Genomic DNA, 22,242 nt, shown 5'->3' with positions numbered 1-22,242 from the left:
TCAAGCAGAAGGGATAATTCGCAAGAGCGAGGGAGCTTCAGATGAACAGCTCACATCAATGGCGTCCGGGGCTGGCGCGCCACGTACCCGATTGGGGCATGTGCGCCGCAAGCGTCGCGACCATCATCTGGATCTGTTTTCGGACGGTAGGAGCATGAGATGATCAAGGATCAATTCACATTCTCCGCTCGGGCGGAGAGCACCCACAATATCCTACGCAATCTCGTCGCAGTGACGCTCGGAGGTGTCATTGCTTTGGCGCCGTTTGCAGCCCACGGGTCAGAAACGACGTCCTCGCTGCGGGCGACAAAAGGCGGCTTCGAAAAAATTGCGTTGCCGCCGATTCCACAACTGGACACGATGCCGTGGCTGAGCTGGCCGCAAGCGCCCTCTACGGTGAACGTGGACACGCTGCTTTCGCCAATCCTGGATGCACCCCGGTTGAGGTTCGACCTGTTGCCGACCCAGCGCGAGGGGACCCAGACTGCAACCAGCTAGTCCGGGTGGAGCGGCCGGTTGATCCGGCCGCCCCAAACTTCCGTCCGAGCTGTGAGGACTTCCGATGCCGTTTGAACCCGCTGTTGGCGGCGCGGTTGCGTTTCTGATCGAAAGCCAGCGACGCGTTGTTTTGCATTGCGAAAGGCTCTTGCCCGCCAACGACCTCACCCCTGAGGATCGCGCTCGCCTCGAGCGCTTGCGCAATGCCGCCGAAGCGGAGCTGGCCCGTCTGACCTACGCCGAGGCCGCATGATCCGGACGGAAAAATGCGACCCGACCGGACTCGAAAAATTCTTGGACGCCCTCTTGAAATCAGTTGCCTTTTTTTTAAGTCATTTTTCGCCGCGAGAGCGGTGTGCCGGACGCCAGTTTCGGGTCCGGCATGGGCGCCGGACCGGGCTTCCGATCATACCGTAAGTACGGTCTTGCGTTCCTTCGTATCCATCTTGCTCTTTGGAGGACTTGGCTATGAGGACACTCGACTTCGCGCCGTTGTGGCGCTCCACGATCGGCTTCGATCACCTGGCAAACCTCGTCGATTCGACGCTGCGTCAGGCGACTGAAGATAACTATCCCCCCTACAACATCGAACGCTTCGGCGAAGACCACTACCGCGTGACCCTGGCAGTGGCCGGCTTCGGCGTCCAGGACATCGCTGTGACGGTGGAACAGAACGTGCTGACCGTCGAGGGCAAGAAGCCCGACGGTGCCGCGCGCGAATACCTCTACCAGGGTATCGCGGCCCGTCCGTTCCGGCGCGTGTTCAACCTCGCTGACTATGTCCAGGTCAAGCAGGCCTCGTTCCAGGATGGTCTGCTGACAATCGATCTGGTGCGCGAGGTGCCGGAAGCGATGAAGCCGCGCCGAATCGAGATCGGAACGGCGGCTTCCTCCTCACCCCAGATCGCGCAGAAGAAGGCAGCTTAGGCACGATTGGAGCATCGAGACGGGGCGTGTGGCGCATGCAGCGTCCGCACTCCCTGTCCCCATGAACAAGTGAGGTCAAACAATGGCTATTCGTGATCTGATTCCGTGGTCGAAAACCCAGGAGCTTGCGCCCGCGCGTGACAGCTTCGATCCCTTCCTGACCCTGCACCGCGAGATGAACCGTCTGTTCGACGATGTGTTTCGAGGCTTCGGCAATCCAGGCCTGTCCCCATCGATGGAAGGTCGCCTCGGTTGGCCAAAAGTCGAGCTCAGCGAGACCGACAAGGCATTGACCGTGTCGGCCGAACTGCCGGGGATGAACGAAAAGGACGTTCAGGTGGAAATCACCAAAGGCGTCCTGACGATCCGCGGTGAGAAGAAGGCCGAACGCAATGGCGAAGGCCGATATTTCAGCGAGCGCTATTACGGCGCTTTCGAGCGTCAGATTCCACTCGACGACGTGCAGGAGGACAAGGTCGAAGCGTCGTTCAAGAACGGCGTCTTGACCGTCTCATTGCCCAAATCGGACAAGCCGCGCGAGGGCGTGAAACGCATCGCGATCAACGCGCTATAGTCTGAAACGGGAAGCGGCGGCTCCGCCGCCGCTTCCCCCCACAGCAATCCCTGGAAAGGAGAGATAAGGGAGGCATGACGATGACGAACGCAAACACAAATGCTCACAATCTTCATCCGATCTTTCACCCCGCCGCTCACTACGATTCCCCGAGGAGCGTCCTGAACGACAATGAGCTCTCCGCGCCGGAGAAGCGCGTCATTCTGTCGTCCTGGGCCTCCGACATGTACGCGGTGGAATCCTGTCCGTGGCTGCGCGAAATTCCCGGCATAAGCCATACGGTACGGCTTGCGGATATTCTCGCAGCCTTGCGCAAGCTCGACGGCGATAATGACGATGATGACCCGCCGCGTGGTGGCGGCGTGCCGATGCGGCTGCGGCGGCCTTGGGCCGCCGCAGAACGGAGGGCCGCATGATGTTCACGCACGCTGTCCTCGGCCTTGTCCTGTTCGGCCATATGGCTGCGGCCTGTGTCGTTCCCTACGTCGCTCTGCAGCGTGCGATGTGGCAGCCGGCGAACGCTTGAAACGGGTCGCGCAAATATCATGGTGGACAAGATGAACAACGGTCTTGCGGTTCGATTGGCGCTGTTGGTGTTACTGACATTTGGGGTACCGTCTCTCGGGACGGCGCAGGTCTCAGATCTCAGGACCGGAGCGCCGGTCCCCACATTGGCGCCGCTCGTTCGCCAGGTCACGCCTGCGGTCGTCAACATTTCGGTGCACGGTCGGGTGCGCGAAGACAATCCGCTCTACCGTGATCCGATGTTCCGCGAATTCTTCGATGTTCCGAAGCAAATCGAGAAAGAGGTCAACGCAACTGGCTCCGGAGTGATCGTTGATGCTCTGCGCGGTTATGTGCTCACCAATAATCATGTTGTCGAAGGCACGTCCACAGTGCAGGTCACCACGAAAGAGGGCCGGCAGTTTTCGGCCAGGGTGATTGGTCGCGATCCGCCGACCGATGTTGCCGTGCTCCAGATCCAGAATCCCGTGGGGCTCAAGGCGCTTGCCTTTGGCGACAGTGACGCCCTCGAGGTCGGTGATTTCGTGCTCGCGATCGGCAATCCCTTTGGTCTGGGTCAAACCGTAACTTCAGGTCTGGTCAGTGCACTCGGCCGCACTGGCCTCGGCAAGCAGGGCTTTGAGGATTTCATTCAGACTGACGCGGCGATTAACCCCGGCAATTCCGGTGGCGCGCTGGTCAGCCTGCGCGGCGAGCTGATCGGAATTAATTCAGCGATCATCTCGCCTGCGGGAGGAAACGTCGGGATTGGCTTTGCGATCCCCGCCAATATGGCGCGGAGAGTGATGGAGCAAATCGTCGCCACCGGCCATGTCGAACGCGGCCGTATCGGCGTTTCTCTGCAGGACCCGCGGCCGTCCGGCGCTCGGGCCGAAGGCGCTCTAATAGCTGAGGTTCTGCCAAACTCGCCGGCAGAAGTAGCCGGTCTGCGCAAAGGGGACATTGTGACAATGGCCGACGACCGTCCCATTCGGTCGGCTGCGCAATTGCGCAACAAGGTCGGCTTGGCGCGAGTTGGACAGGAGTTGAAATTAACGCTTCAGCGAAGGGAAGGCATAAGCAGTGTCGTTGTTAAAGTGGCGCCCCGGATGGAACGAGGCGCGGCAGTTACCCCAGGTGAATTCGGAGCGAGCAGGCCATCTCTTCGTACAACTTTGCGAGAGAAGCCAATGCGCCAGCTGACCTCGTCGAGCGAAAAGCGCATATTTTCGAATCGATTGTCGGACCTGTGGTGGAGCTGACGAGAACGCAGTCAGCCCGACCCGCGATAAACATCCAAGATGTAGGCGTATCGCAAAATAGATGGCGGCGTAGCACTTGCTGAGACAGGCAAGCAGCCCCAATTTTCGTTAGGCTGGGCGCGTCCGCCTGTTGCGGACCGGGCTCTTGTGAACCGAGCCGCTTCGCGTCTCGGCCTTCGGCTTCGATCCCTCGCGGAAGCAAGCATAGATATAATGTGTCGCTCGCCGGAGGCACTCGCACGAAGGGCTGCCGCTTCGCGGCACCGCTATCACTGCCCGTCGCGCGGGTGCCTTCTTGAACCGGTCTCGCGACTGCACTCGGTCCCGGGTCCCGCCGCTTGCGCGTCGGCGCTATGCTGACCCTCTTGCGGGTGCCTCTTTTGATTTGCTCACTCTTCGCTTGCCTTCGATCCCCTGTTTTAGCCTGCGCAGACTTGCTCAGAGTTCCGACGCTCCAGATCTAAGGGGCCTCCGCCCCTCGCGCGCGCCAGGGTAAAGCGCCGGCTGTGGCCGGCGCCGCCCCGAGCGGTCTCCCCGGTCTTCCGTGCTTTCGCTGGGTCTTCATCTTCTCGAACAACTGACCTGCGCCCGTGCAGACCCGCTCTTGCGAGCGGCCCTCGTGGGGCGGGCGATACCCCTCCGCTCGGGTCGCCCTGGCACTTGCTACCCCTGGTCTCGCCGACGGGCAGGGGTGCAGGCGCGTGGTGCGCCTTGCACCCATGGAAGCAAAAGGAAGAATGATCATGTCGGCAAAGCAGCTTGAACCGGTAAAGCACGTTGAAATTATCCCCGCGAGCGGGACGGAGGTTTTGATTCCGCTTAACAAGCTGAAGAAGTCACCGAATAATGCGCGCAAGACGCCGCATAGCGAGGCGTCGATTGAGGCCTATGCGGCGAGTATTGCCGCGAAAGGCATTCTGCAAAATCTGGTGGTCGAGCCCGAATTGGACGGAGAGGGCGTAGCCACCGGGTTCTATCTAGTGACCATCGGCGAGGGTAGGCGGTTGGCCCAATTGCTGCGGGTGAAGCGGAAGGAGATCAAGAAGACCGAGCCGATCCGTTGCGTCATCGACACCAAGAATGACGCGCACGAGATCAGCCTGGACGAGAATGTTACCCGGGAAAACATGCATCCGGCGGACCAGTTCGAGGCGTTCAGGAGGCTTGCGGAGGAGCGCGGCTTCGGTGCGGAGGAGATCGCCGCGCGCTTTGGGGTGACGCCGCATGTCGTGCGACAACGCCTTCGGTTGGGTGCGGTCTCCCCAAAACTGATCCAACTTTATCGCGAGGGCAATCTGGCTCTTGACCAGTTGATGGCATTTGCCATTACCGACGATGTGGTTCGGCAGGAAAGTGTCTATGAACGTCTTTCCTACGACCGTGAGCCCAGCACGATCCGCCGTCTACTTACCGAAACCCATGTCGCCGCAACCGATCGCCGCGCGCGGTTTGTCGGGTTGGAGGCCTATATCGATGCGGGCGGTACGATCCTGCGCGACCTCTTCACCGAGGATCGCGGCGGCTATCTGGAAGACGTGGCGCTGCTCGATCTCTTGGTGACGGCACGGCTTGGCCGCGAGGCGGACACATTGCGGGTCGCCGAGGGATGGAAGTGGACCGAGCCCCATCTCGACTTCCCGCATGCTCACGGGATGCGTCGTGCCTACCCGCATCCGGTTGAGCTTTCGGCGGAAGATCAGGCCGCTCTTCAAGCGCTTCAAACTGAGTTCGATTGGCTGACGGAAGAGCACCAAACAGCCGAAGAATTGCCAGATGAGGTGGATGCACGGTTCGGTCAATTGGAGAGCCAAATCGAGCAACTCGAAGCGAAAAGGCAGGCCTACGATCCCGGCGATGTCGCGCGCGGCGGTGCGTTCGTTGTGCTCAATCATGACGGTACCGTCAGGATCGAACGGGGGTTCATCCGCCCCGAGGACGACAAATCCCAACCCGAGACCGGGCAAGAGGGCGCCGCTCAGGGGCAGGACGAGGAGGGCGACGGGGATCATCGAGCCACCCGCGATGGTGAAGCAGAGGACGGAGAGAACGAGGAGGAAGACGAGGAGCAGAAGCTGTCCGACACGCTTGTTCGTGACCTCACCGCGCATCGCACCCTGGGGCTGCGTCTCAATTTGAGTGAGCAGCCAGATGTCGCCATCGCGGCCGTTACGCACGCGCTCGCCGCACAAATCTTCTATATCGGGGCCAATGCCCATGTGGTCGGCATTCAACCAGTCAAGACGGATTTGGCCACGCATGCGGTCGGGATCGAGGACACTCCGGCTGGTAAAGAATGGTCGGATCGCCATGCCAATTGGGCCAGACAGATGCCCCGGGACGTCGGCGGACTGTGGGAATTCGTCGTCGAACTCGACCACGACAGCCGCATGGCGTTGTTCGCGCATTGCACGGCATTGACGGTCAATGCGGTCAAATTGCCGTTTGATCTGCGACCTCGCGCGTTGGCCGCAGCCGGCCGTTTGGGCGGGGCCGTCGCCCTCGACATGACCGGATATTGGCGGCCGACGGTGGCGAGTTATCTCGGTCGGGTCACCAAGGCCACCATTCTTGACGCCGTGCGCGAAGGTGTCAGCGAGGAGGCTGCCGAACGATTGTCGGGCATGAAAAAAGTCGAGATGGCGGCGGCTGCCGAGCAACTGCTGGCGACGACGGACTGGCTGCCGCCGTTGCTCCGCACACCGAAAAGGGATGATCAGGCCCGTGCGCCGGACGGGATGCAAGGGCACGAATTCTGCTCGCAAGCTGCTGAGTAAGAGGTGAGCCGGGATCGCAAGGCGCCCCGGCGCTCATCAAATTCTGGCCGCGCGCCTGACGGTGCGCGGCCGTTTTAATTGAGATGAAGCGGCGACAACGCGGGTTAGCCCGTCTCCAAATGCGAGCCACGATCCCTCCGATCTGAGCCATTTGCAGCGACCCGTGAGCTTGTGCCGCGCCTCCCTTTTGGCAGCGGCTAGGCGATCAGGTTGGGGCCCTGATTGTGTCTGGACCTCGCGTATCCGACGCGCAATCGCGCGAATAATCCTGGCCGTCGCCGTCGTTCCCCGATGCGAAAATGCCGCCAGTTCGCTTTGATCTGTCCGGTGCACCATCCTAGCGATTGATGTGCAGGCGTTGCTTTTCCTGATCGATCCCACTGTTCTCCAATGCCGTGGTAGGCGTCGGCAGCCACGGTAATCTCCGTCAGTCCGGGTTATGGGCTCGCGTCCAACGCAACCTCGATTGGCTGATCAGGCCCGAGGGACGGCAAAAGCCTCGATCGCCTTCCCGCAACGGCTCACGCCTGCTTTTTTCCCCTGCCGCAAAGCGGCGGCATTCCTCGCGCAAGACAAAAAAGCAGGCTTTCGCCGTCCTCCGCTGCGCTGCGGGCCTTGCGGCTGCGGGCCGATCGCTCCCCGAGCAAGGGATCGCCATCGAGGCCGCGATGGGCGCGGCCCGAACAACAGACAGACGGAGATCACCATGGCGACCATCGGCACTTTCACCGCTTCGGACAACGGCTACACCGGGTCGATCAAGACGCTGACGCTCAACATCAAGGCCAAGTTCACGGCCTCCGAGAAGGACAACGACAAGGCTCCTGACTTCAGGATTTTCGCAGGCGCGACCGAATTCGGCGCCGCCTGGAAGAAGACGGTCCGCGACAGCGATCGCGAATATCTCTCGGTCAAGCTGGACGATCCGAGCTTCCCCGCCCCGATCTACGCCTCGCTGGTCAAGGTCGAAGGCGAGGACGGTTTCAGCCTGATCTGGTCGCGCCGCAGCGGCGACTGACACCGGGGGCAACGGCCCCGCCTCTTCGGAGGCGGGGCTTTTTTACGTCGCTTGCGCCGCTTTAGAAAGCAGGCGAAAGGGCATTCTCATCGTGAAAGTGAAGCGCGTGCCCTTGGATCTGTAGGTTATCCCAGCCGCGATTTACGGCTCCGAGTTGCCAATTTATCTGAGTTCTGAGGACGTTTTCGTTGGCGGTCCGTGAGCGCAACCGCTATCCGCACGGTCGATTAATCGAGCCGGATTCGGCGTGATGGCGGCCATCAGGACGACGCCTCGGATCCGAAATCGAGCCGCTTTCTCGGCGAGATAATCGGCGCTGGATCACCGTTTGTGCGGGTCACTAGCGCTCCGCCGCAAGGACTTTCTCTTGCGTTTGCAGGGCACGATTCCCTGCTTATGGCGCTACGACCTATGGCAGCCGTCCCCCATCTGAAACCCTCGCACGCCTCCTTTTTTCCCCGCCGAAGTGCGGCTCCTCGCGGCCGCTTCGCTTCAAAAAAGGAGCGCGCTCGGGTGCGCCGCTGCGCTTCGCCCCAGGGGTTCGGATGTGAGCCGGCCGCCATGACGGTCTCGCCATCGCAGGGCATCGGCGCCTTGCGGCAACGAAGGAGACAGACCATGACTGCGATCGGATTCGTCACCCGCACAATTTACGGCGGCTTCAGGGGCCAGCTCAAACTTCTGCCCATTTGCGCCGACATCGACATCGTGCCCAACCGCGAAAAGTCCGGCGAAAGCTCACCGGACTTTCGCATCTTCACACATGGGCTCGAGGTCGGTGCCGGCCGGATTTTGACCGGCGAGGGCCGGGGAGCGGACTATCTCAGCCTGTCATTTGCAGCACCTGGCCTCGGAGGCCGCGAGCTCCGCGCAAACCTTGGTCGGACGGTTGGCCTTTACGGTGAAGGCAGCTTCTTCTTGATCTGGAATCCTGTCGACTAGGTCGCAATGTTGGGCTCCCACGCATCGCGTGGGAGCCTTTTCTTGTCTCCCGGAAGCCAGGTTTTGAATATCGCCGACTGCCGTAAGGGCGCGCCCAACAGAGCGCACGTCGAAGAGGAGCGGCGGCTGAACTGCCTGCGAGACGTTCCAATAAGATCGAAGAAAATGCACTCGCACGGAGCGGAACTTAGACTGGAGTGAGCGTCGGATGATGGCGCTTTCTCTTCGTTCCGGTGGAGGAAATCACACTAGCTCCATTGGAATTTACGCCGATCTAGGGATCGCAGAGAGCTAGAATTGATAACGCATGCCGAACGTTCGAATTTGGGTGCTTCTGCCTCAAATCGCTTGCTTCAAACTGGTGCGTCCGGTGTTCCGTAGCTGGGATCTCTGCACCAGGATTGCCCTTCTTTGCAGACAAATGGCGGTGGTTCTGAGCGTTAAAAGGACCCTCGCTGGCGCGGGTAGGAGTTCGCGGAGCGGTGCGATAATGGCGTGCTGAACGCCTAAGGGCGATGCCTTCGGCCCGCGCTCTACTCGTCGCTTCGCTCCTCACCGAGCCACCCTAGGGGGTGTCTCGGCCCTTCGGGTAACGATCGCTATCGCGAGCGTGGAGGCAGTGGGGTTTCGCTAGCCAACTGCGAAGTCGGGGCCGCTTTTTCGCAATGAACCGGCCACCAGCCGACGTGTTTCCGCAGGCGCTATTGATGGATTTATTGCATGACTCGACGCATTTTGTCGCAAATCGCCGCGAATGCCAAGCGTGTGTTGGCCCCTGGGAATGAGCGTTCGGGAGACGCAGAACAAGGGTAAAGCAGAAAAAAATCGACGCCGTCGGCAGCAAAATCTGCGTCAATCTACACGCGTAAGGCGCATCGATTTCGTCGATCGGACCTTCTGAGCGGCCGGATTTTTCGTGCTTCCGTTGAGCGCCGGCCTCCTAAAGTGCGTCAGCAAACTGGCTCGCCCGACGTGCGCTGTTGGAAATTTCAGCACTACGATCGTTTCTTTTTCCAGCTCAATTGCTGGCGAATGGAGTGCTGGCGCGTGCATCAGCGGACTTCGTCGGAGCAAAGAGAAGAAGCGTGAGTTAGTCAAGAAAGAGCAGGGCCGACATGCAAGATAAAAGCACTATCGCCGAAGAGCGGCTAAGTGGTTGTCTGCACATCCAAGATTTGGCGCTCTCAGGGGCCCCACTGTCGCCACGTTCGACCTAACGCGATGGCAGACTTGCGCAATTGCGTCTGCGTTTCCTCGGCCTCACAAAATGCCGGCACGTTCAACGCCGGAGATGCGAGCCGCGCTAGCGATCGACGACGAGCGGGCAGGTCGCGCGTTGTTAGACGGTCTCCTCCGCCGGGCACTCCGGGCATGTATCGCCGATCGATTCCAGAACTTCGGCGATCGCAACCGCAGCAGCCTCCGGAGAATATCGCTCCGGTGGATCCTGGCGCGCCACATCGAACGCGCGCTCATGGGCGTGCGGATCGCCGCGATCCTGCATCCAGCCGTGCTCCCCACAGTCTCTGATGGCTCCGGCCTCATTGAGGACCGAAATGGCCCAACCGCGCAGCGTGCGGATCGCAGGCCGTCTTTCCCTAAACATCAGCATGAGTTCGCTCCACCGAGAGGAATCCCTCGTCTCTCGTCTTCGTTCCGGGCGATTAACACAGGGCAGGGATTCGAAATCGTCGGCACCGGATCTTGTCCCCGTGTTCCGCCCTCTTGTGCACAACACTAGGCCGCCGCGGCCGGGTCTTCCTTCTCGCCCGTCGCCACGATCTTCAGCGCGCCGTCCGGGAGCGGACGCTGCAGCGCCTTTGCCTCCCCTCAAGGCGCGCGCATCCAGGTGTCGTGCTCCTCGGCCGTGGTGAGGATGACCGGCATCGCCTTCGGATGGACGCGTTTCACTTCAGCGTTGGGATCACAGGTCAGGAACCCAAAGACATCGGCCGTGACCTCGCCTTCCTTTGCCTTCCGCACAGACGTCCAGTTGGTCCAGATTCCGCCGAAGGCGAGCAGGGGGCGGCTCTCATCTGGGGAGAACCACACGGGGACCTTCTTTCCATCGATGGTGTCGTACTCGCTGAAGCTGGTGAACGGCATCAGGCAGCGATGGTCCGGCTCGAGCCACCGCTTCCAGTGGCTGCTGTTCGTATTGCGGATGTTTGTTGTCCCGGAGTCTGGCTCCATTCGGAGCAGCTCCTTGAAGTCGACTTGCTTGCCCTTGGCCTCGAGCTTCTCTGCTCGCTTCTTCGTGGCGTCCATCAAGGCTTTCGAGGACGAAGGCATTCCCCACCGCGCCATTACGATCTCGCGTCCGTCCGCCGCATTGCGGACGATGGGTGCGGGATAGTCGGGAAAGATGCCCGGCATGCTCGGCAGGTTACCCACGCGGCTGTTCAAGGCTCCAAACAGCTGACGTATTGCATCAACGTTCTTGGTCATCGAGTAGAGGTTGCACATCGTCACCTCTCTGAGGGAGCGGGGCGGGGGCGGCGCACAAGCTGCAGCAGCGTCGCCACAGGACGGCGTCCCGCCTTAGCATATTTGTTGCACCGGAGCCTGCCAGCGAGGTCATGGACAAAGGTTGTGGTTGCATGAGGCAACGCAGCCAGATCAACGTCACGTCGGGTCTTGCAGCGGGAGCATTGGATCTCGAGCCAAGGATAACCACCGTTGATCGCCTGATCGATTGCCGGCGAAGGATCGATCGGCTCGCCGTTCGCCCACATGCGCTCATTCCAGCTCTCACACAGGAGGCGATCCGCCTGCTCGATCAGGGCTTCACCTTTGGCGCGAGCCGCGGTCGACTGCTCAGCCAGGATCGTGGTCATCGCGCGCGCCTTGCCGAGCTCCTTGCCAAGCGCCTTCCGGTCGCCGCCGGAGAGCGGCGTCGGGTGATGCTTCGGAGCCATTCGGGTTGACGCAGGTAATCGGTCAAACCGGCCCGAAGGCCGGCCAGCAACCGTCCTCCTCGTGGCGGCCGGTTCGGTTCTGGCATGTGTTGTCCAGCAAACGTTGCCCAACCTCCTTCCAGCTCGCCTGTTGTCCGTAGAGACGGACGGCGTCCACTTTCTGGATCTCAACAATGCGCTCGCACCTGCGGCAGGAAACGCGCAGGACATGCTGTGGGATTTCGCAGAGGCGCTGGACGGGGCTCGAACGTCTCGAAACCGCGGTCCGGTCATGGGCATCGTCGAGGAGGGCACGCCAGTATTCGTCGGGCATGTCGTCCCTGGGGCCTGGCGAAAGCTCCCTCTCGGCTCCCTTTCCCATTGAGGCGGCTAGCTTTTCCATCTGTTTTGGGGTGGGCATTCGCCAACTCGCAGGTCGATCGTTCATAACCGAATTAGAACATAAAGAGAACAAAAATCGAGTCCGACCATAGGAGGCTGGCCGAATTATTTGCCCCTGACATTGTCGGAACCAGCAGCTTTCGATCGTCTTGAGTCCAAGCCGTCCAACATGGAGTTCTGCGTACATGGCCCCCCGCGCCAACTGGAAAGGCTTCCTGCGTCTGTCCCTCGTGACTTGTCCGGTGGCGTTGTACCCGGCGACTTCTGAGTCCGAGAAGATTTCCTTCAACCAGCTCAATCGGCAGACTGGCCACCGCATCAAGTACATCAAGGTGGATCAGGACACTGGCGACGAGGTGCCCAACGAAGACATCGTCAAGGGCTATGAATTGGAGAAGGGGCAGTTCATTGAGGTGACGAAGGAGGAGCTCGAAGAGCTCGCGTTGGAATCAACCCGCACGATCGAAATCGACGAGTTCGTCGACAAGGCAGACATCGACCCGCGCTACCTGATCCGACCCTACTACTTGCGCCCGGATGGCAAGGTTGGCCACGACGCTTTCGCGGTGATCCGTGAGACCATCCGTGAAATGAACAAGGTCGCCATCGGACGCGTCGTGCTGACCAATCGAGAGCACATCATTGCACTTGAGCCGATGGACAAAGGGCTCGTGGGAACGTTGCTGCGTTACCCCTACGAGGTCCGCAGCGAGCAGGAATACTTCGACGAGATCCAGGACGTCAAAGTCACCAAAGACATGCTCGATCTCGCCAGGCACATCGTGAACCAGAAGGCAGGCACGTTCGATCCCAAGAAGTTTGAGGACCACTATGAAGGCGCACTAGTCGACCTGATCAACCAGAAGCGGGCCGGCAAGATGATCCGTCCCAAAGAGCGGCCAAAGGGAGAGAACGTCGTTGATCTGATGGAGGCGCTACGGCAGAGCGTCGGGAGGGAGAAGTCCACAGAGCCTGCAAATACTTCCAAGAAGTCGGCCAAGAAGCCGCGCAAAGCTGCAAGCGGTCAGAAAGAGATGCTAATGCCTATTGCCGGTAAAAAGCAGGCAAAGGAGACAGCTGCGAAAAAGCAGCTGGCAAAATCGCAGCGTCGGTCTGCTTAGCTTGCCCTAACGCTTATTGAGCTTCCGTACGACCTCGGCGGGGTCAAAGCCAATGGCTCGACCCAACTCAATCAGCTCAACGACGTCTATTCGACGTTGCCCAGATTCAAGATGGGTTACCCAGGATTGGTAGACCCCAAGCTTGTTGGCAAGATCAACCTGACGGAGTCCCGCACCCTTTCTTAGCTCGACCAACATCGCGGCGAGCTTCTTTTGAATGGGCGAAGTAACCGTCTTGGGCATCTGGCCTCCGAAAGGGGGCCAGACACATAGAACGACTTTTCAGATACCGATAAATTAGGTATTTCTGGAGGGGAAACTCACGTTGATGGGGTAAGGTATTGGCTCTTTCTGCTCGGTGGGGAATCGAACCTTTTGCCGAACGCGTCTGCCCCGGAAATGCGCGAATGGCGGATGATCTTTATCGGCTTGGATACAGGGTCAGTGAGACCGGGACCGTCGTTGCGGCGATTGAAATCCCCGCTCGGCTGCTAGAAGAAGCAATTTCATCTAACTTGACGTCGTCATGCAGACTTACCCCGGACGGCAATCTGATCTCTGAATTATCGTTTGAATACGGCAACGCTCCGGCTGGAATATCGATCTCCCTAATGCCGCTCGACCAACTCATCCGAGCTACTTTAAATCCGCAGAATCTACATATGGAGGAAGCAACAATCGCGGACTTGAGAGCTATGCTTCAAAGACTGGAAGAATCGACCAGGGCTGTAAGAGACACGTTGGCTCGCTATGTTCGTGAAGAGGACTCGAAGTACGGCGTAAGTGCGGTCAAGTAGTGACCTGCTCTCGTTAACTGGTCAGAAGACAACCCTTCGCTTTAGCAATCGAGCTCGGCCGCCAAGCCTAAGCACAACTATCTGGACGGCAAGCCGCGACGGTTCCCAATGTGTCGACCGGGTATACGCTTTCACACTCAATCGGCATATCGGCTTTCTGAGAACAGACGACGCGGGCAACTGGACGCCCGTCATGCAGGTTGGCGACGAGGTAAAACTGGCCAGCGAATGTGGTCGAGCTGGGCGCATCGGAGACCGTAAAGCGCTTGAGGAGCGGAATGGCCTGGGCATCCTCACCGGTTTCGCGGGCACGCCTCTTCTCGTCGTCGGGAACGAAACGGTGTAGACAACGGTCGTGCCACATTCGCCCTTGCGAACATAGCCGCCGAGGGCGAGCGCTTGGCGGAAGGTGAGCCAGCTCTGGCCGGGATAGCCGTGCTCGATCACGGCGCCCCAGAGGATCAGGACGTCGATCCCCGAGTAACTGCGGCCCGTCGATCCGTCCATTGGCGGCAGGCACGCTCCAGGTGGAACAGGTAGGATGAGTGGACGCAGGAATGAGGGGGCGGAAGGCGTGAGGTCGGAAGATGAGATACAGGCAAGGTTCGAGGAAGCTCGGAAGTTGGGAAGCGTGGGCTCCTCCGAGTGGCAATCCTATACGTGGAAGAACGAGCTGGCAGAGCAGCGCCGCAGAATACTTCTGTGTTTGGACGAGGTGTTTGCGGAGGCGGACACCGAGCATAATCCCTATCACATGCTGGAACGGGCGGTTGGCGTTGCCGCGGTGTGCATGAGGCGGCTGATCGAGTGTCGTTTGGTGACGGATCGATTTCGCGAGACGCCGCTCGAGGTACACGAGATCGCCGTCAAAAAAGATGTCGAGTGGCGTGAACCGTTCGTCAGCCGCACCGCGAGCGAAATCTTCAATAACTATGACATGACGGCGCGGCGACGCGAGAATCGAACGCCAAAAGTGATCTCCGACAAGATGTTGCACGCCCGTGTCATCGGCGTTCTTTCCGGAAGCGCCTATCTGCCGGACGGGTTGCTGATCGCGTCGGATACCCAGAGCAAGACGCAGCTCTTTCATTTCTCGCCGCCCGAGATCGCTCGGATCTTCGATGCGTTCCTGGAAGATGAGGTCCGGCGGACTTACGACGGATATATGGATCAGGACGGCAATGTCTCGGGGACCCGGAAAGTGTTCGCGATCAGGGAATAGGCGGCATTGGGGGAAGGATTTCTGGTGGAGATCGACGAATATTTCGAGAAGCTCAGTGACTTAGCCAAGATCGCCAAGGAGGCGAACATCGCGGTCCATGAGTTGGTGGAAAGTCCGGGCCCGCATGCAGCGATGGTTGCTCCGTTGCTCGCGTTTCGCGAAAGCATTTTGACGTCCGAGGACGAGAACGGGCTGAGCGGCTATTTGGCGATCGGCTTCTTTGCAGGTCGAACGCGTCGAGAGCGACTTGCGGCCTTTGCGATGACGTTCGAGGTCGAGCACGAATGGAATCGTCGCGAGGTCAAGAGACTGTGTACGCGCTATGACAGTGGCCAGCATCTCTTTAAGAGCGTCCCTGGGCTTTTTGGCAAGATCCGACGCCGGCCGAACGGGAGGCAGGATTTCGAGCTGATTGATGTCAGCGCAGTGAGTTCAGTCGGTGGCAGTGAGATCTATCGGGCTGGAAGCGGATTTACGAAACTCTGCCCGTACCTCAGCCCGGGTATCGTAAACTGGGCGCAGAATGAATGGCCAACGGCGCCGGCCTTTGTTCGTCTCGACGCAGGATATTATTCTGCGACACAGCCGCTGCAGTTGCTGACCGAAGCGACGCTGGTGCCTGCAAATCCGCGATGGCTGGAAGACTTCAGCCTCCGCAAAGGCATGAAGGATTTCGCTGCGTACCATCTGTTGGACCGTCCGGCATCCGAGGGACATGCGGAATACTGGGACTATCATGTAAAGAAGGTGCGCCGGCTTGAGGTTCATGTTGAACGCCGTGAGGACGACTACCTGACGATGATGATCGAGGAACTGCCGCGGCCGGATGATCCCAGCGGCTTGATGATCGCCCGATGCATCCATCTCGACACCCGCGACCCCGCGCTGACCCCGCTTGGCACGGTAGAAATGCAGCACCTCGACTTGGCCATCAATGTCTACGAGGGAGAAGACCGGGAGAAGCGTTTCGCTCAGATGCTGCAGAACGGCAAAGTCCAGGATGCGAGCTTTCGGACGCACCTGTTCCGTATTGAGCGGACCCCGTTTGTGTCGCTATTCAGCTTTTGCGGCATGTTTTTGAAATCGCAAGTCCTGTTCAGCGAGTGGCTCAATGAGCTCGTGAGGACGTAGGCTTCATTGCTGCGTTGGTCCGGTGTCCAAGATTGGGGCCTCGGGCGAGCCGTGTCCATCGCGCGCCAGGGCTCGGTATCGCTGCAACAGCGCCTGAAACTCATCCCAGAGGTCGGTCTTTTCCTTGATCTTCATGATGTGAAGCGTCGCGATCGTCATGGAGATGCCGAGCTCTGTCACGGTTACCTGGAAGTCGATGTCATCGAGCTCAGGGTTGATGATCAGAACCGCCAGGCCGGTCGTCTCGTTCGCGATATAGTGTCGGTTTAGCGCCGTCAGGCTGACATGCGCGGCGTCCCCGGAAATGTCTCGATAACTGCGGTAAAGACGATCGAAATCGCTGCCCTGAAGGAGCGTGCCGAGCTGGATCGCCTTTGCGCCCTGGAGCCCTTGTGCGACAAATTCCTCGAGCTGCTGTCTCACGTCTTCCGTGCCACTAAACGTCTTCGCACCAAGATGCAGGGCCGCGCGAGATTGCCGACTCTTGAAGTCGTCATCCTTCATGCGTGCGACGAACGCGGGGTTTCGGTCCAGCGCGATGAGGTACATCGTCGCCTCTATGACACCACGCGACTGAATGCGAAAATCGAGCTGCCGGTCGTTTTCGAGGACGAGCAGGGCACCTTCGAACAGCGTCAGGGCGCGGGCATAGAGCGCCGCCTTTATCGCCACAAGCTGGCGTTCTTCCTCTGACGAAACATCGACGGGATCCTCGGCGGCAAAGCGGCGCGCCGCGTCCACATAGTCGCGCATCCAGGCGACCCACTCCGATGAACGTGAATGATCTTCAGTCATGGGAATCAGTCCGGGTCAACGAGACGCGTCGCGTCCGACTGTCCGATGATCGCGGCAGTCCGGTGCGCGGCGGTGGCGATTTTCGCGTTCGTGCCGCCGATTTCGGTGTTCACGTCGGAGCCCCCGATTTTCTTTGAAGTAATTCATGATAAATGGGTGGTATGGGAGATGATTTGCAAGCAATACTTTCAGTATTCGCGGCCGCGGTGCGTGCACTGCTGCAGGAAAAGGATCTTGCTTATGCCGATCCGGCCGAACGTGCGCTTGTCGCTCGAATCCGGGATCTCCTGCACGGCCAGTATGCCGGTTGGTCGATCGATCTCGAATGGAATCGCCGAGAGGATGTCATCAAACGTCTTCGGTACGGTCTCAGCGACGATGAGCTGATTGGCAAGGACGCGATCGTGCCTGACCTGATCGTGCATCGGGTCGGAAAGAGGGAGAACTTGCTGGTCGTCGAGGTCAAGAAGTCGACGAACAAGGACTACGAAGGGGACATCTGGAAGCTCAAGGGCCTGACCGAGCAAGCTGGACCCTATGGCTATTTGGTCGGCCTTCATCTGGTGATCGACGTGAAGGCAGGGAATGCCCCCCGTTGCGACGTCTATGTTGACGCCGAACTGGATGAAGAGTTGACGGAATGGATGCATCTGGAGCTGGAGGGAGCAGATTGACCGCAGACCCGGCCGAGATCGTCAAGCTGGTCGGACGATTCACCGGCCCGGACCTGACACGAACGCTATCGCGCATCGAAGGCGCGGTTCGTGGTGTTACGGCAGGAGACTGCACGGGCTTCCTCGAAAGTGCAGGGGCCGGCCGCGACGTTCTCGCGGCGGCTGCCGAGATGAAGCGGTTGGCCGGCCAAATCAACGTCACGATCCACGCGCTCGGCATTCTCATGTGTCTGCCGCACATTCTCGAGCCGGGGGAGCGGGTCGAATCTGTATCGCTCGGCGCCGGAAACACGGGCCGCGACTTCGATCTTGAGACCAATGTTCGGGTTGCCGAATTCAAGTTCATCCGGTGGCGGGGCGGCGCGGAAACGATCCGCCAGAATTCCGTTTTCAAGGATTATCTGCTGCTTGCAGAGCATCCGACAGCGAAGCGTAAGCACCTCTATCTGCTCGGGACCGAGCATGCGATCAGGTTCTTGCGAGGTGGTCGGGCCATGTCGAGCGTGCTGAGCAGAAACAGCAAGCTGCAGAAAATGTTCGCGGATCGGTTCGGCGAGAGATTTCGAACGGTCGGCGACTACTACGCGGCCCACTCCAACGCGGTGCATATCGATGATGTCTCGCCATGGCTTTCGGAATTGGCCGAAGAGCTGATCGCGGAGGTGGACATGGACACGGATGACTGAGGGGCGGCGGGCATGGGCAACTCCTATCGTCAACCTTGAACTGCGGAAGAATGGGTCCGATGGCGAAGACTCTCTACATCATTGGAAATGGCTTCGATCTCCACCACGGCATTCCGTCGTCATATAAAGCGTTCGGTGAATATCTTCGAAAGCACGACTCCAAGACCTATGAGGTGGTCGCGAAATACTTCGCCATGGACGCGCAGTTTTGGGCTGAGTTTGAGGATCGGCTGGCCTCATTCGACAGTGATTCACTGATCGAGGACGCCTCAAATTTCCTCGTGGGGTATGGGGCGGAGGATTGGAGCGACGCGTACCACCACGATTATCAATACGAGATCGAACAGGCGGTCGAGGCGATCTCGACGACGCTGCGCTTGCGGTTTGCCGAATGGATTCGCCAACTTCCCATTCCGTCCGCTTCGGATATCGTCGACCGGCGCGTCCCGGTCGACCCCTCCGCGGTCTTCCTGAACTTCAACTACACCCCGTCATTGCAGCGGCTGTACGGGGTCTCTGACGCCAACATACTCCATATTCATGGCGCCGCCGCGAACCCGACGGACACCCTTATTCTGGGTCATGGGTGGGAACCGGATCCAAGTCCCGACCCTTACCGCTTTGAACGAGATCCGGAGGACGCGGACATCCGCGTCATCGAAGGGCAGCGACTTGTCGACGACTACTTCAAGGACACGTTCAAGCCGACGTCAAAAGTCATTGAAAACAATGCTTCCTTCTTCGCCGGCCTTTCGGACGTGGATCGGATCTTTGTGATGGGACACTCGGTGTCCGACGTCGATCACCCGTACTTTCACGAGGTGATCGCCAATATCGACGTTGATCGGGTTCGGTGGAAGATCAGCTACTACGGTGATCTCGACGGTTTGCGCGAGCGCATGGTGGCGCTGGGCGTGCCATCTCATTTGGTCGAATATGCCCTGCTGAGTGAGTTTTGAAGCGCCCGGACCGGTTGGAGAGATCGAAGAGGAACAGATAGGGTAATGCGCGCTGCGGCCAAAATTTCGAATGAAGAATATTCTCGCATCATCGCCGATATTGCCCGGCTCGAAGTCGGATCAGCGCCATCACCGATGGAGGCTGACCAGATTTTGGGAGGTGTATTGAGACCGATCCTCCGGGTCGAAGGGTTTGACCTGCAGGCGACATCCACACACAGGGACGAAGGGATCGACTTCGTGGGTGTCCGCGGCGATCCAGCGCTCGGATCGGCGGAAAGCCTCGGGGTAGTAGCCAAGTTTTACTCACGAGCACGAAAGGTCGCGGTTGAGCAGGTCAGGGAGCTAATCGGGGCTGGCTTGGCGAAGGGGATGGGTCGAGTGATCCTCGTCAGCAATTGCGCCTTCACGACCGCGGCCAGGGCCACGATCGAGCATGACCTCCCACTGTCGGTCGAACTGAAAGCGCTTGAGGATCTGCGCAGCTGGTTGGAGCTCGTACGGGAAGCTGAGCCCGACGCGGAGACAGAGGTGCGGGTCATTCTGCGCGAACTCAGCGAGCGTTTCGCCCGGCTCATCGCGCGAGACCCGGGCGCCTTAGCCCATTTGGAATGGCGGGATGTCGAGCGCACCGTTGCTGAGGTCTTCGATGGGCTTGGCTTTCGGGTGACGCTCACCCCCGGGTCGAAGGACGGCGGTAAGGACGTCATCCTCGAATGTGAAGTCGCCGGAAAGCAGGCGACCTACTATGTGGAGATCAAGCATTGGCGGTCCTCAACAAAGGTGGGTGCCGACGCGGTCGCGAAGCTCTTGAAGGTCATTGTCACCGAAAAGAAGGCAGGTGGCCTGTTTCTGTCGACCTATGGATTTACCGAGAATGCGTTCGAGCAGCTCACCACGATTGAGCGAGAGAAATTGAGGTTCGGGGATCAGGAGAAGATCGTCACTCTTTGCCGGACATATGTGAAGGCTAAGTCTGGGATTTGGTCGCCGCCGGACAATCTAACTGAAGTCCTTTTTGATGGAGATGCGGGTGGCCGATAGCAAGGCGGGTGAGAATGAAGCGTCCTTGGACGTTCTGCTCCAGGGCGCAGAGAAGACCTTCACCAATGCGGAACAGCTTTTCTTTGAGGCGGAGCTGCTGGCGAAAGCCGGTGCGGTGGCCCGCGCCCTTTGCCTGCACCAGATTTCGCTGGAGGAGCGTTCGAAGGTGAACACTCTCGGAGTGTGGGCCGTCAGTCTTATTCTTGACCTTGAATTCAATCAGAAGAAAGTGTTGGCCGCGTTTGCGCGCCATTCCTCGAAGAACAAATCGAATGCCTACATGCTCGAGCCTTCCGAAGATGAACTGGCAGCGCGAGCGCGAGGCGATTGGGACGCCGCGAGGGAGGCGTTCAGGAAAACGCAAGATGATTTCCACGACGGTTCAAACCGAAATAAGAACGCTTCCTTCTATGTGGATTGGTTGGATGGTGAGTTCGTGGCGCCAAGCGAGCGCATTACGAAGAAAATGCTTGAAGAAATAACTGAGAGAAACGCCGAGTTTCTTGGTTATGCGCACAATTCATTGAAGATGCTGAGAACTTTGACGGCGTCACCGGCCGTCATTCGCGACCTGCTTTCTGGTTTTGTGGCAGAATCGGAACGGCTGAGGGCGGAAGAGCCGGACAACCTCGAGGAGGCGATGGAGACAATGTTGTCGGCCTTCTTGGAGGCAGGTAAGGCGAAGTTAGGGGACCGGGCTAAAACGACGTCGTAGTATCACCGCTATAGCGGGCGAAGGGGAGGCGCATGCCTACGCCGAGTACAGCAAATAATTCCATCATGACGGCTCTCGAGCAATTCGAGGCGACGGAAGCCAATCTTATCAAGCTCGAACGGCTCTGGGATCAGATGGCCGAGATGATCCCGACCGGTGTCACTTTCGGTGAAAACGTCGAATACGAGGATCGCGCGCGCTCTTTCGACATTCTCCTCGCGAGCCTTCCGAAAATCGGGGGATGGAAGCCGACGGCGACACCTCCGGATCTCGACGGCCTCGCGCAGAGCCGGTTAGACGCGATGGAGATCGATGAGCCGAGCGCGCATGTATCCGTGGAACGCTGGATCGAGGAGCCCGGTCGTGAACTTCGAAAATATCGCTTCCGGCTCAACAACATGCGCAAGGCGCTTATTCGTGATGCGCTCGTCGGCCTGATCGACCAGATCGATGCGGACATCCGAACGGTTCGCGCGGGCGTAGGCCCGGATGCAGATCCGCGGCAGCAGATCGAACGAGACGTGTGGAACGCCATTCGTGAGCGCATGAAGCAAATTGAGGTGCTGCTCGGCTCAAGCGTGAAGCCGGCGCGGTGGTCGGACATGATGCGGCATATGCATTTTGGATATGTCGGCGACCTTCATGACATAGAAGCGATGGATTGGCCGGACGTAAAGAATACCTTGCGGAAGGGACTTTACGGCGTCAACGAGGCGGTGCCTGTACAGGTCGAGGACCTGTCGGCCTTGGTCGCCGCGCGGCCGACTGGTCCGATCACGACGGCATTGGCCTGGTCTAAAATCGATGACCAGGCTTTCGAGCGCCTGATTTTCACGCTCATCAGCGACACGCCAGGCTACGAGAATCCAGAGTGGCTGATGCAGACGAGGGCGCCTGACAAAGGTAGGGATCTATCTGTGATGCGCGTGATCCAGGACGAGCTGTCGGGCACGCTGCGCCTTCGTGTCGTGATCCAGTGCAAGCATTGGACGAGTCGTAGCGTGAGCCTCTCCGAGGTCTCGTCGACGAAGGATCAAATGGCGCTTTGGCCCAATCCGCGGGTCGATGTGCTGATCATAGCAACCAGCGGGCGGTTCACCGCTGATGCCGTGACTTGGATCGAGCAGCACAATGCGAATGGGGCGTCGCCGCGCATCGAGATGTGGCCCGAGAGCCATCTCGAACGTCTCCTCGCCGCTCGGCCTGCAATCATCGCCGAGTTTGGCCTGCGGGGACACTGATCGGCCGTTGAGCGGTAACTAGCGCGGATTGCGATTAAATGCTGCGGGCTGGTGAAAGC

General features: G+C 59.3%; 23 protein-coding genes and 2 pseudogenes. 19 read left to right on the top strand and 6 right to left on the bottom strand.

Translation table 11 applies throughout. The annotated features are described in order from the left end of the window. Positions 1–159: 159 nt before the first annotated feature. The 9 genes from A7X65_RS39040 (at position 160) to A7X65_RS39005 (ending at position 8,499) form a co-directional block, all read left to right on the top strand. Positions 160–498, top strand: a complete 339-nt coding sequence (locus tag A7X65_RS39040) for a hypothetical protein (RefSeq protein WP_063694726.1) — start codon at positions 160–162, stop codon at positions 496–498. A 64-nt stretch (positions 499–562) separates the two neighbouring features. Beyond that, the gene (locus A7X65_RS39035; RefSeq protein WP_063694725.1) at positions 563–751 is read left to right on the top strand and encodes a hypothetical protein; all 189 of its coding nucleotides are present in this window, start codon (positions 563–565) and stop codon (positions 749–751) included. A 215-nt stretch (positions 752–966) separates the two neighbouring features. After that, complete coding sequence (locus A7X65_RS39030) at positions 967–1,425, top strand: Hsp20 family protein (protein ID WP_063694724.1); 459 nt, start codon at positions 967–969, stop codon at positions 1,423–1,425. A gap of 82 nt (positions 1,426–1,507) precedes the next feature. Continuing rightward, entirely contained in the window at positions 1,508–1,999 is a 492-nt protein-coding gene (locus tag A7X65_RS39025; RefSeq protein ID WP_063694723.1) for an Hsp20/alpha crystallin family protein, read from the top strand. An 80-nt stretch (positions 2,000–2,079) separates the two neighbouring features. Continuing rightward, positions 2,080–2,415 (top strand): hypothetical protein, encoded by a 336-nt coding sequence (locus A7X65_RS41170; protein WP_082885232.1) that lies wholly within the window; start codon positions 2,080–2,082, stop codon positions 2,413–2,415. Positions 2,416–2,544: 129 nt separating this feature from the next. After that, complete coding sequence (locus A7X65_RS39020) at positions 2,545–3,765, top strand: trypsin-like peptidase domain-containing protein (RefSeq protein ID WP_430643972.1); 1,221 nt, start codon at positions 2,545–2,547, stop codon at positions 3,763–3,765. 743 nt (positions 3,766–4,508) lie between these two features. Further along, positions 4,509–6,539 carry a ParB/RepB/Spo0J family partition protein gene (locus tag A7X65_RS39015; protein ID WP_082885230.1) on the top strand — a complete coding sequence of 677 codons (2,031 nt, stop codon included), beginning with the start codon at positions 4,509–4,511 and terminating at the stop codon, positions 6,537–6,539. A gap of 706 nt (positions 6,540–7,245) precedes the next feature. Continuing rightward, a complete protein-coding gene (locus A7X65_RS39010) occupies positions 7,246–7,557 on the top strand; it encodes a DUF736 domain-containing protein (protein ID WP_063694721.1) in 312 nt (103 codons plus the stop codon). A gap of 618 nt (positions 7,558–8,175) precedes the next feature. Next, positions 8,176–8,499 carry a DUF736 domain-containing protein gene (locus A7X65_RS39005; protein ID WP_063694720.1) on the top strand — a complete coding sequence of 108 codons (324 nt, stop codon included), beginning with the start codon at positions 8,176–8,178 and terminating at the stop codon, positions 8,497–8,499. A 1,339-nt stretch (positions 8,500–9,838) separates the two neighbouring features. On the opposite strand, the gene A7X65_RS39000 is transcribed toward A7X65_RS39005, so the two are convergent. The 3 genes and pseudogenes from A7X65_RS39000 to A7X65_RS38990 all read right to left on the bottom strand — a co-directional run bounded on the left by A7X65_RS39000 (position 9,839) and on the right by A7X65_RS38990 (position 11,417). Beyond that, positions 9,839–10,111, bottom strand: coding sequence for a hypothetical protein (locus tag A7X65_RS39000; protein ID WP_063694719.1), 273 nt, complete (start codon positions 10,109–10,111; stop codon positions 9,839–9,841). Between the two features lie 125 nt (positions 10,112–10,236). Next, positions 10,237–10,965 (bottom strand): annotated as a pseudogene (locus tag A7X65_RS38995) (SOS response-associated peptidase). 2 nt (positions 10,966–10,967) lie between these two features. Continuing rightward, a complete protein-coding gene (locus A7X65_RS38990; RefSeq protein WP_063694718.1) occupies positions 10,968–11,417 on the bottom strand; it encodes a hypothetical protein in 450 nt (149 codons plus the stop codon). A 566-nt stretch (positions 11,418–11,983) separates the two neighbouring features. On the opposite strand from A7X65_RS38990, the gene ku reads away from it, so the two are divergent. Beyond that, the gene (ku, locus tag A7X65_RS38980) at positions 11,984–12,919 is read left to right on the top strand and encodes a non-homologous end joining protein Ku (RefSeq protein WP_063694716.1); all 936 of its coding nucleotides are present in this window, start codon (positions 11,984–11,986) and stop codon (positions 12,917–12,919) included. Between the two features lie 6 nt (positions 12,920–12,925). Here the strand turns inward: ku and A7X65_RS38975 are convergent, their stop codons facing one another. Further along, positions 12,926–13,162 carry a helix-turn-helix domain-containing protein gene (locus A7X65_RS38975; RefSeq protein WP_011084405.1) on the bottom strand — a complete coding sequence of 79 codons (237 nt, stop codon included), beginning with the start codon at positions 13,160–13,162 and terminating at the stop codon, positions 12,926–12,928. Between the two features lie 164 nt (positions 13,163–13,326). Between A7X65_RS38975 and A7X65_RS42360 the strand changes: the two genes are divergently transcribed. Then, on the top strand, positions 13,327–13,716 hold the full coding sequence (locus tag A7X65_RS42360; protein ID WP_167358342.1) for a hypothetical protein: 390 nt from the start codon (positions 13,327–13,329) through the stop codon (positions 13,714–13,716). Between the two features lie 253 nt (positions 13,717–13,969). Here the strand turns inward: A7X65_RS42360 and A7X65_RS43465 are convergent. Then, a pseudogene (locus tag A7X65_RS43465) lies at positions 13,970–14,226 on the bottom strand (ArdC-like ssDNA-binding domain-containing protein); the annotation flags it as partial. A gap of 121 nt (positions 14,227–14,347) precedes the next feature. On the opposite strand from A7X65_RS43465, the gene A7X65_RS38970 reads away from it, so the two are divergent. Further along, the gene (locus tag A7X65_RS38970; RefSeq protein WP_245324068.1) at positions 14,348–14,938 is read left to right on the top strand and encodes a hypothetical protein; all 591 of its coding nucleotides are present in this window, start codon (positions 14,348–14,350) and stop codon (positions 14,936–14,938) included. 24 nt (positions 14,939–14,962) lie between these two features. After that, positions 14,963–16,069: a hypothetical protein gene (locus tag A7X65_RS38965; RefSeq protein WP_145669965.1), complete on the top strand. Its 1,107-nt coding sequence runs from the start codon at positions 14,963–14,965 to the stop codon at positions 16,067–16,069. A 3-nt stretch (positions 16,070–16,072) separates the two neighbouring features. Here A7X65_RS38965 and A7X65_RS38960 read toward each other — a convergent pair whose 3' ends face one another. After that, the gene (locus A7X65_RS38960) at positions 16,073–16,864 is read right to left on the bottom strand and encodes a DUF5677 domain-containing protein (protein ID WP_063694713.1); all 792 of its coding nucleotides are present in this window, start codon (positions 16,862–16,864) and stop codon (positions 16,073–16,075) included. A 161-nt stretch (positions 16,865–17,025) separates the two neighbouring features. On the opposite strand from A7X65_RS38960, the gene A7X65_RS38955 reads away from it, so the two are divergent. The 6 genes from A7X65_RS38955 (at position 17,026) to A7X65_RS38930 (ending at position 22,183) form a co-directional block, all read left to right on the top strand. Further along, on the top strand, positions 17,026–17,538 hold the full coding sequence (locus tag A7X65_RS38955) for a hypothetical protein (RefSeq protein WP_245324067.1): 513 nt from the start codon (positions 17,026–17,028) through the stop codon (positions 17,536–17,538). Continuing rightward, positions 17,535–18,224: a hypothetical protein gene (locus A7X65_RS38950; RefSeq protein ID WP_082885218.1), complete on the top strand. Its 690-nt coding sequence runs from the start codon at positions 17,535–17,537 to the stop codon at positions 18,222–18,224. Before A7X65_RS38955 ends, A7X65_RS38950 begins: the two co-directional genes overlap by 4 nt. A gap of 59 nt (positions 18,225–18,283) precedes the next feature. After that, positions 18,284–19,183: a bacteriophage abortive infection AbiH family protein gene (locus tag A7X65_RS38945; RefSeq protein WP_063694710.1), complete on the top strand. Its 900-nt coding sequence runs from the start codon at positions 18,284–18,286 to the stop codon at positions 19,181–19,183. A 45-nt stretch (positions 19,184–19,228) separates the two neighbouring features. Further along, a complete protein-coding gene (locus A7X65_RS38940) occupies positions 19,229–20,227 on the top strand; it encodes a restriction endonuclease (protein ID WP_063694709.1) in 999 nt (332 codons plus the stop codon). Then, positions 20,217–20,942, top strand: coding sequence for an AbiV family abortive infection protein (locus A7X65_RS38935; RefSeq protein ID WP_245324066.1), 726 nt, complete (start codon positions 20,217–20,219; stop codon positions 20,940–20,942). Before A7X65_RS38940 ends, A7X65_RS38935 begins: the two co-directional genes overlap by 11 nt. 65 nt (positions 20,943–21,007) lie before the next feature. Beyond that, a complete protein-coding gene (locus A7X65_RS38930; protein WP_063694707.1) occupies positions 21,008–22,183 on the top strand; it encodes a restriction endonuclease in 1,176 nt (391 codons plus the stop codon). The last annotated feature ends 59 nt before the right edge of the window (positions 22,184–22,242 follow it).

Origin of the sequence: Bradyrhizobium stylosanthis (assembly GCF_001641335.1) — a bacterium.
GTDB lineage: Bacteria > Pseudomonadota > Alphaproteobacteria > Rhizobiales > Xanthobacteraceae > Bradyrhizobium > Bradyrhizobium stylosanthis.
This window is presented reverse-complemented; position numbering and strand designations above follow the sequence as displayed.

Coding starts and splice junctions, on each gene's coding strand:
- A7X65_RS39015 (WP_082885230.1), top strand. CDS start 4,509: ATGTCGGCAAAGCAGCTTGAACCGGTAAAGCACGTTGAAATTATCCCC.
- ku (WP_063694716.1), top strand. CDS start 11,984: ATGGCCCCCCGCGCCAACTGGAAAGGCTTCCTGCGTCTGTCCCTCGTG.
- A7X65_RS39035 (WP_063694725.1), top strand. CDS start 563: ATGCCGTTTGAACCCGCTGTTGGCGGCGCGGTTGCGTTTCTGATCGAA.
- A7X65_RS38990 (WP_063694718.1), bottom strand. CDS start 11,417: ATGGCTCCGAAGCATCACCCGACGCCGCTCTCCGGCGGCGACCGGAAG.
- A7X65_RS39020 (WP_430643972.1), top strand. CDS start 2,545: ATGGTGGACAAGATGAACAACGGTCTTGCGGTTCGATTGGCGCTGTTG.
- A7X65_RS39010 (WP_063694721.1), top strand. CDS start 7,246: ATGGCGACCATCGGCACTTTCACCGCTTCGGACAACGGCTACACCGGG.
- A7X65_RS39000 (WP_063694719.1), bottom strand. CDS start 10,111: ATGCTGATGTTTAGGGAAAGACGGCCTGCGATCCGCACGCTGCGCGGT.
- A7X65_RS39030 (WP_063694724.1), top strand. CDS start 967: ATGAGGACACTCGACTTCGCGCCGTTGTGGCGCTCCACGATCGGCTTC.
- A7X65_RS41170 (WP_082885232.1), top strand. CDS start 2,080: ATGACGAACGCAAACACAAATGCTCACAATCTTCATCCGATCTTTCAC.
- A7X65_RS38930 (WP_063694707.1), top strand. CDS start 21,008: ATGACGGCTCTCGAGCAATTCGAGGCGACGGAAGCCAATCTTATCAAG.
- A7X65_RS38960 (WP_063694713.1), bottom strand. CDS start 16,864: ATGACTGAAGATCATTCACGTTCATCGGAGTGGGTCGCCTGGATGCGC.
- A7X65_RS38945 (WP_063694710.1), top strand. CDS start 18,284: ATGGCGAAGACTCTCTACATCATTGGAAATGGCTTCGATCTCCACCAC.
- A7X65_RS39040 (WP_063694726.1), top strand. CDS start 160: ATGATCAAGGATCAATTCACATTCTCCGCTCGGGCGGAGAGCACCCAC.
- A7X65_RS38955 (WP_245324067.1), top strand. CDS start 17,026: ATGGGAGATGATTTGCAAGCAATACTTTCAGTATTCGCGGCCGCGGTG.
- A7X65_RS39005 (WP_063694720.1), top strand. CDS start 8,176: ATGACTGCGATCGGATTCGTCACCCGCACAATTTACGGCGGCTTCAGG.
- A7X65_RS38975 (WP_011084405.1), bottom strand. CDS start 13,162: ATGCCCAAGACGGTTACTTCGCCCATTCAAAAGAAGCTCGCCGCGATG.
- A7X65_RS38940 (WP_063694709.1), top strand. CDS start 19,229: ATGCGCGCTGCGGCCAAAATTTCGAATGAAGAATATTCTCGCATCATC.
- A7X65_RS39025 (WP_063694723.1), top strand. CDS start 1,508: ATGGCTATTCGTGATCTGATTCCGTGGTCGAAAACCCAGGAGCTTGCG.
- A7X65_RS42360 (WP_167358342.1), top strand. CDS start 13,327: ATGGCGGATGATCTTTATCGGCTTGGATACAGGGTCAGTGAGACCGGG.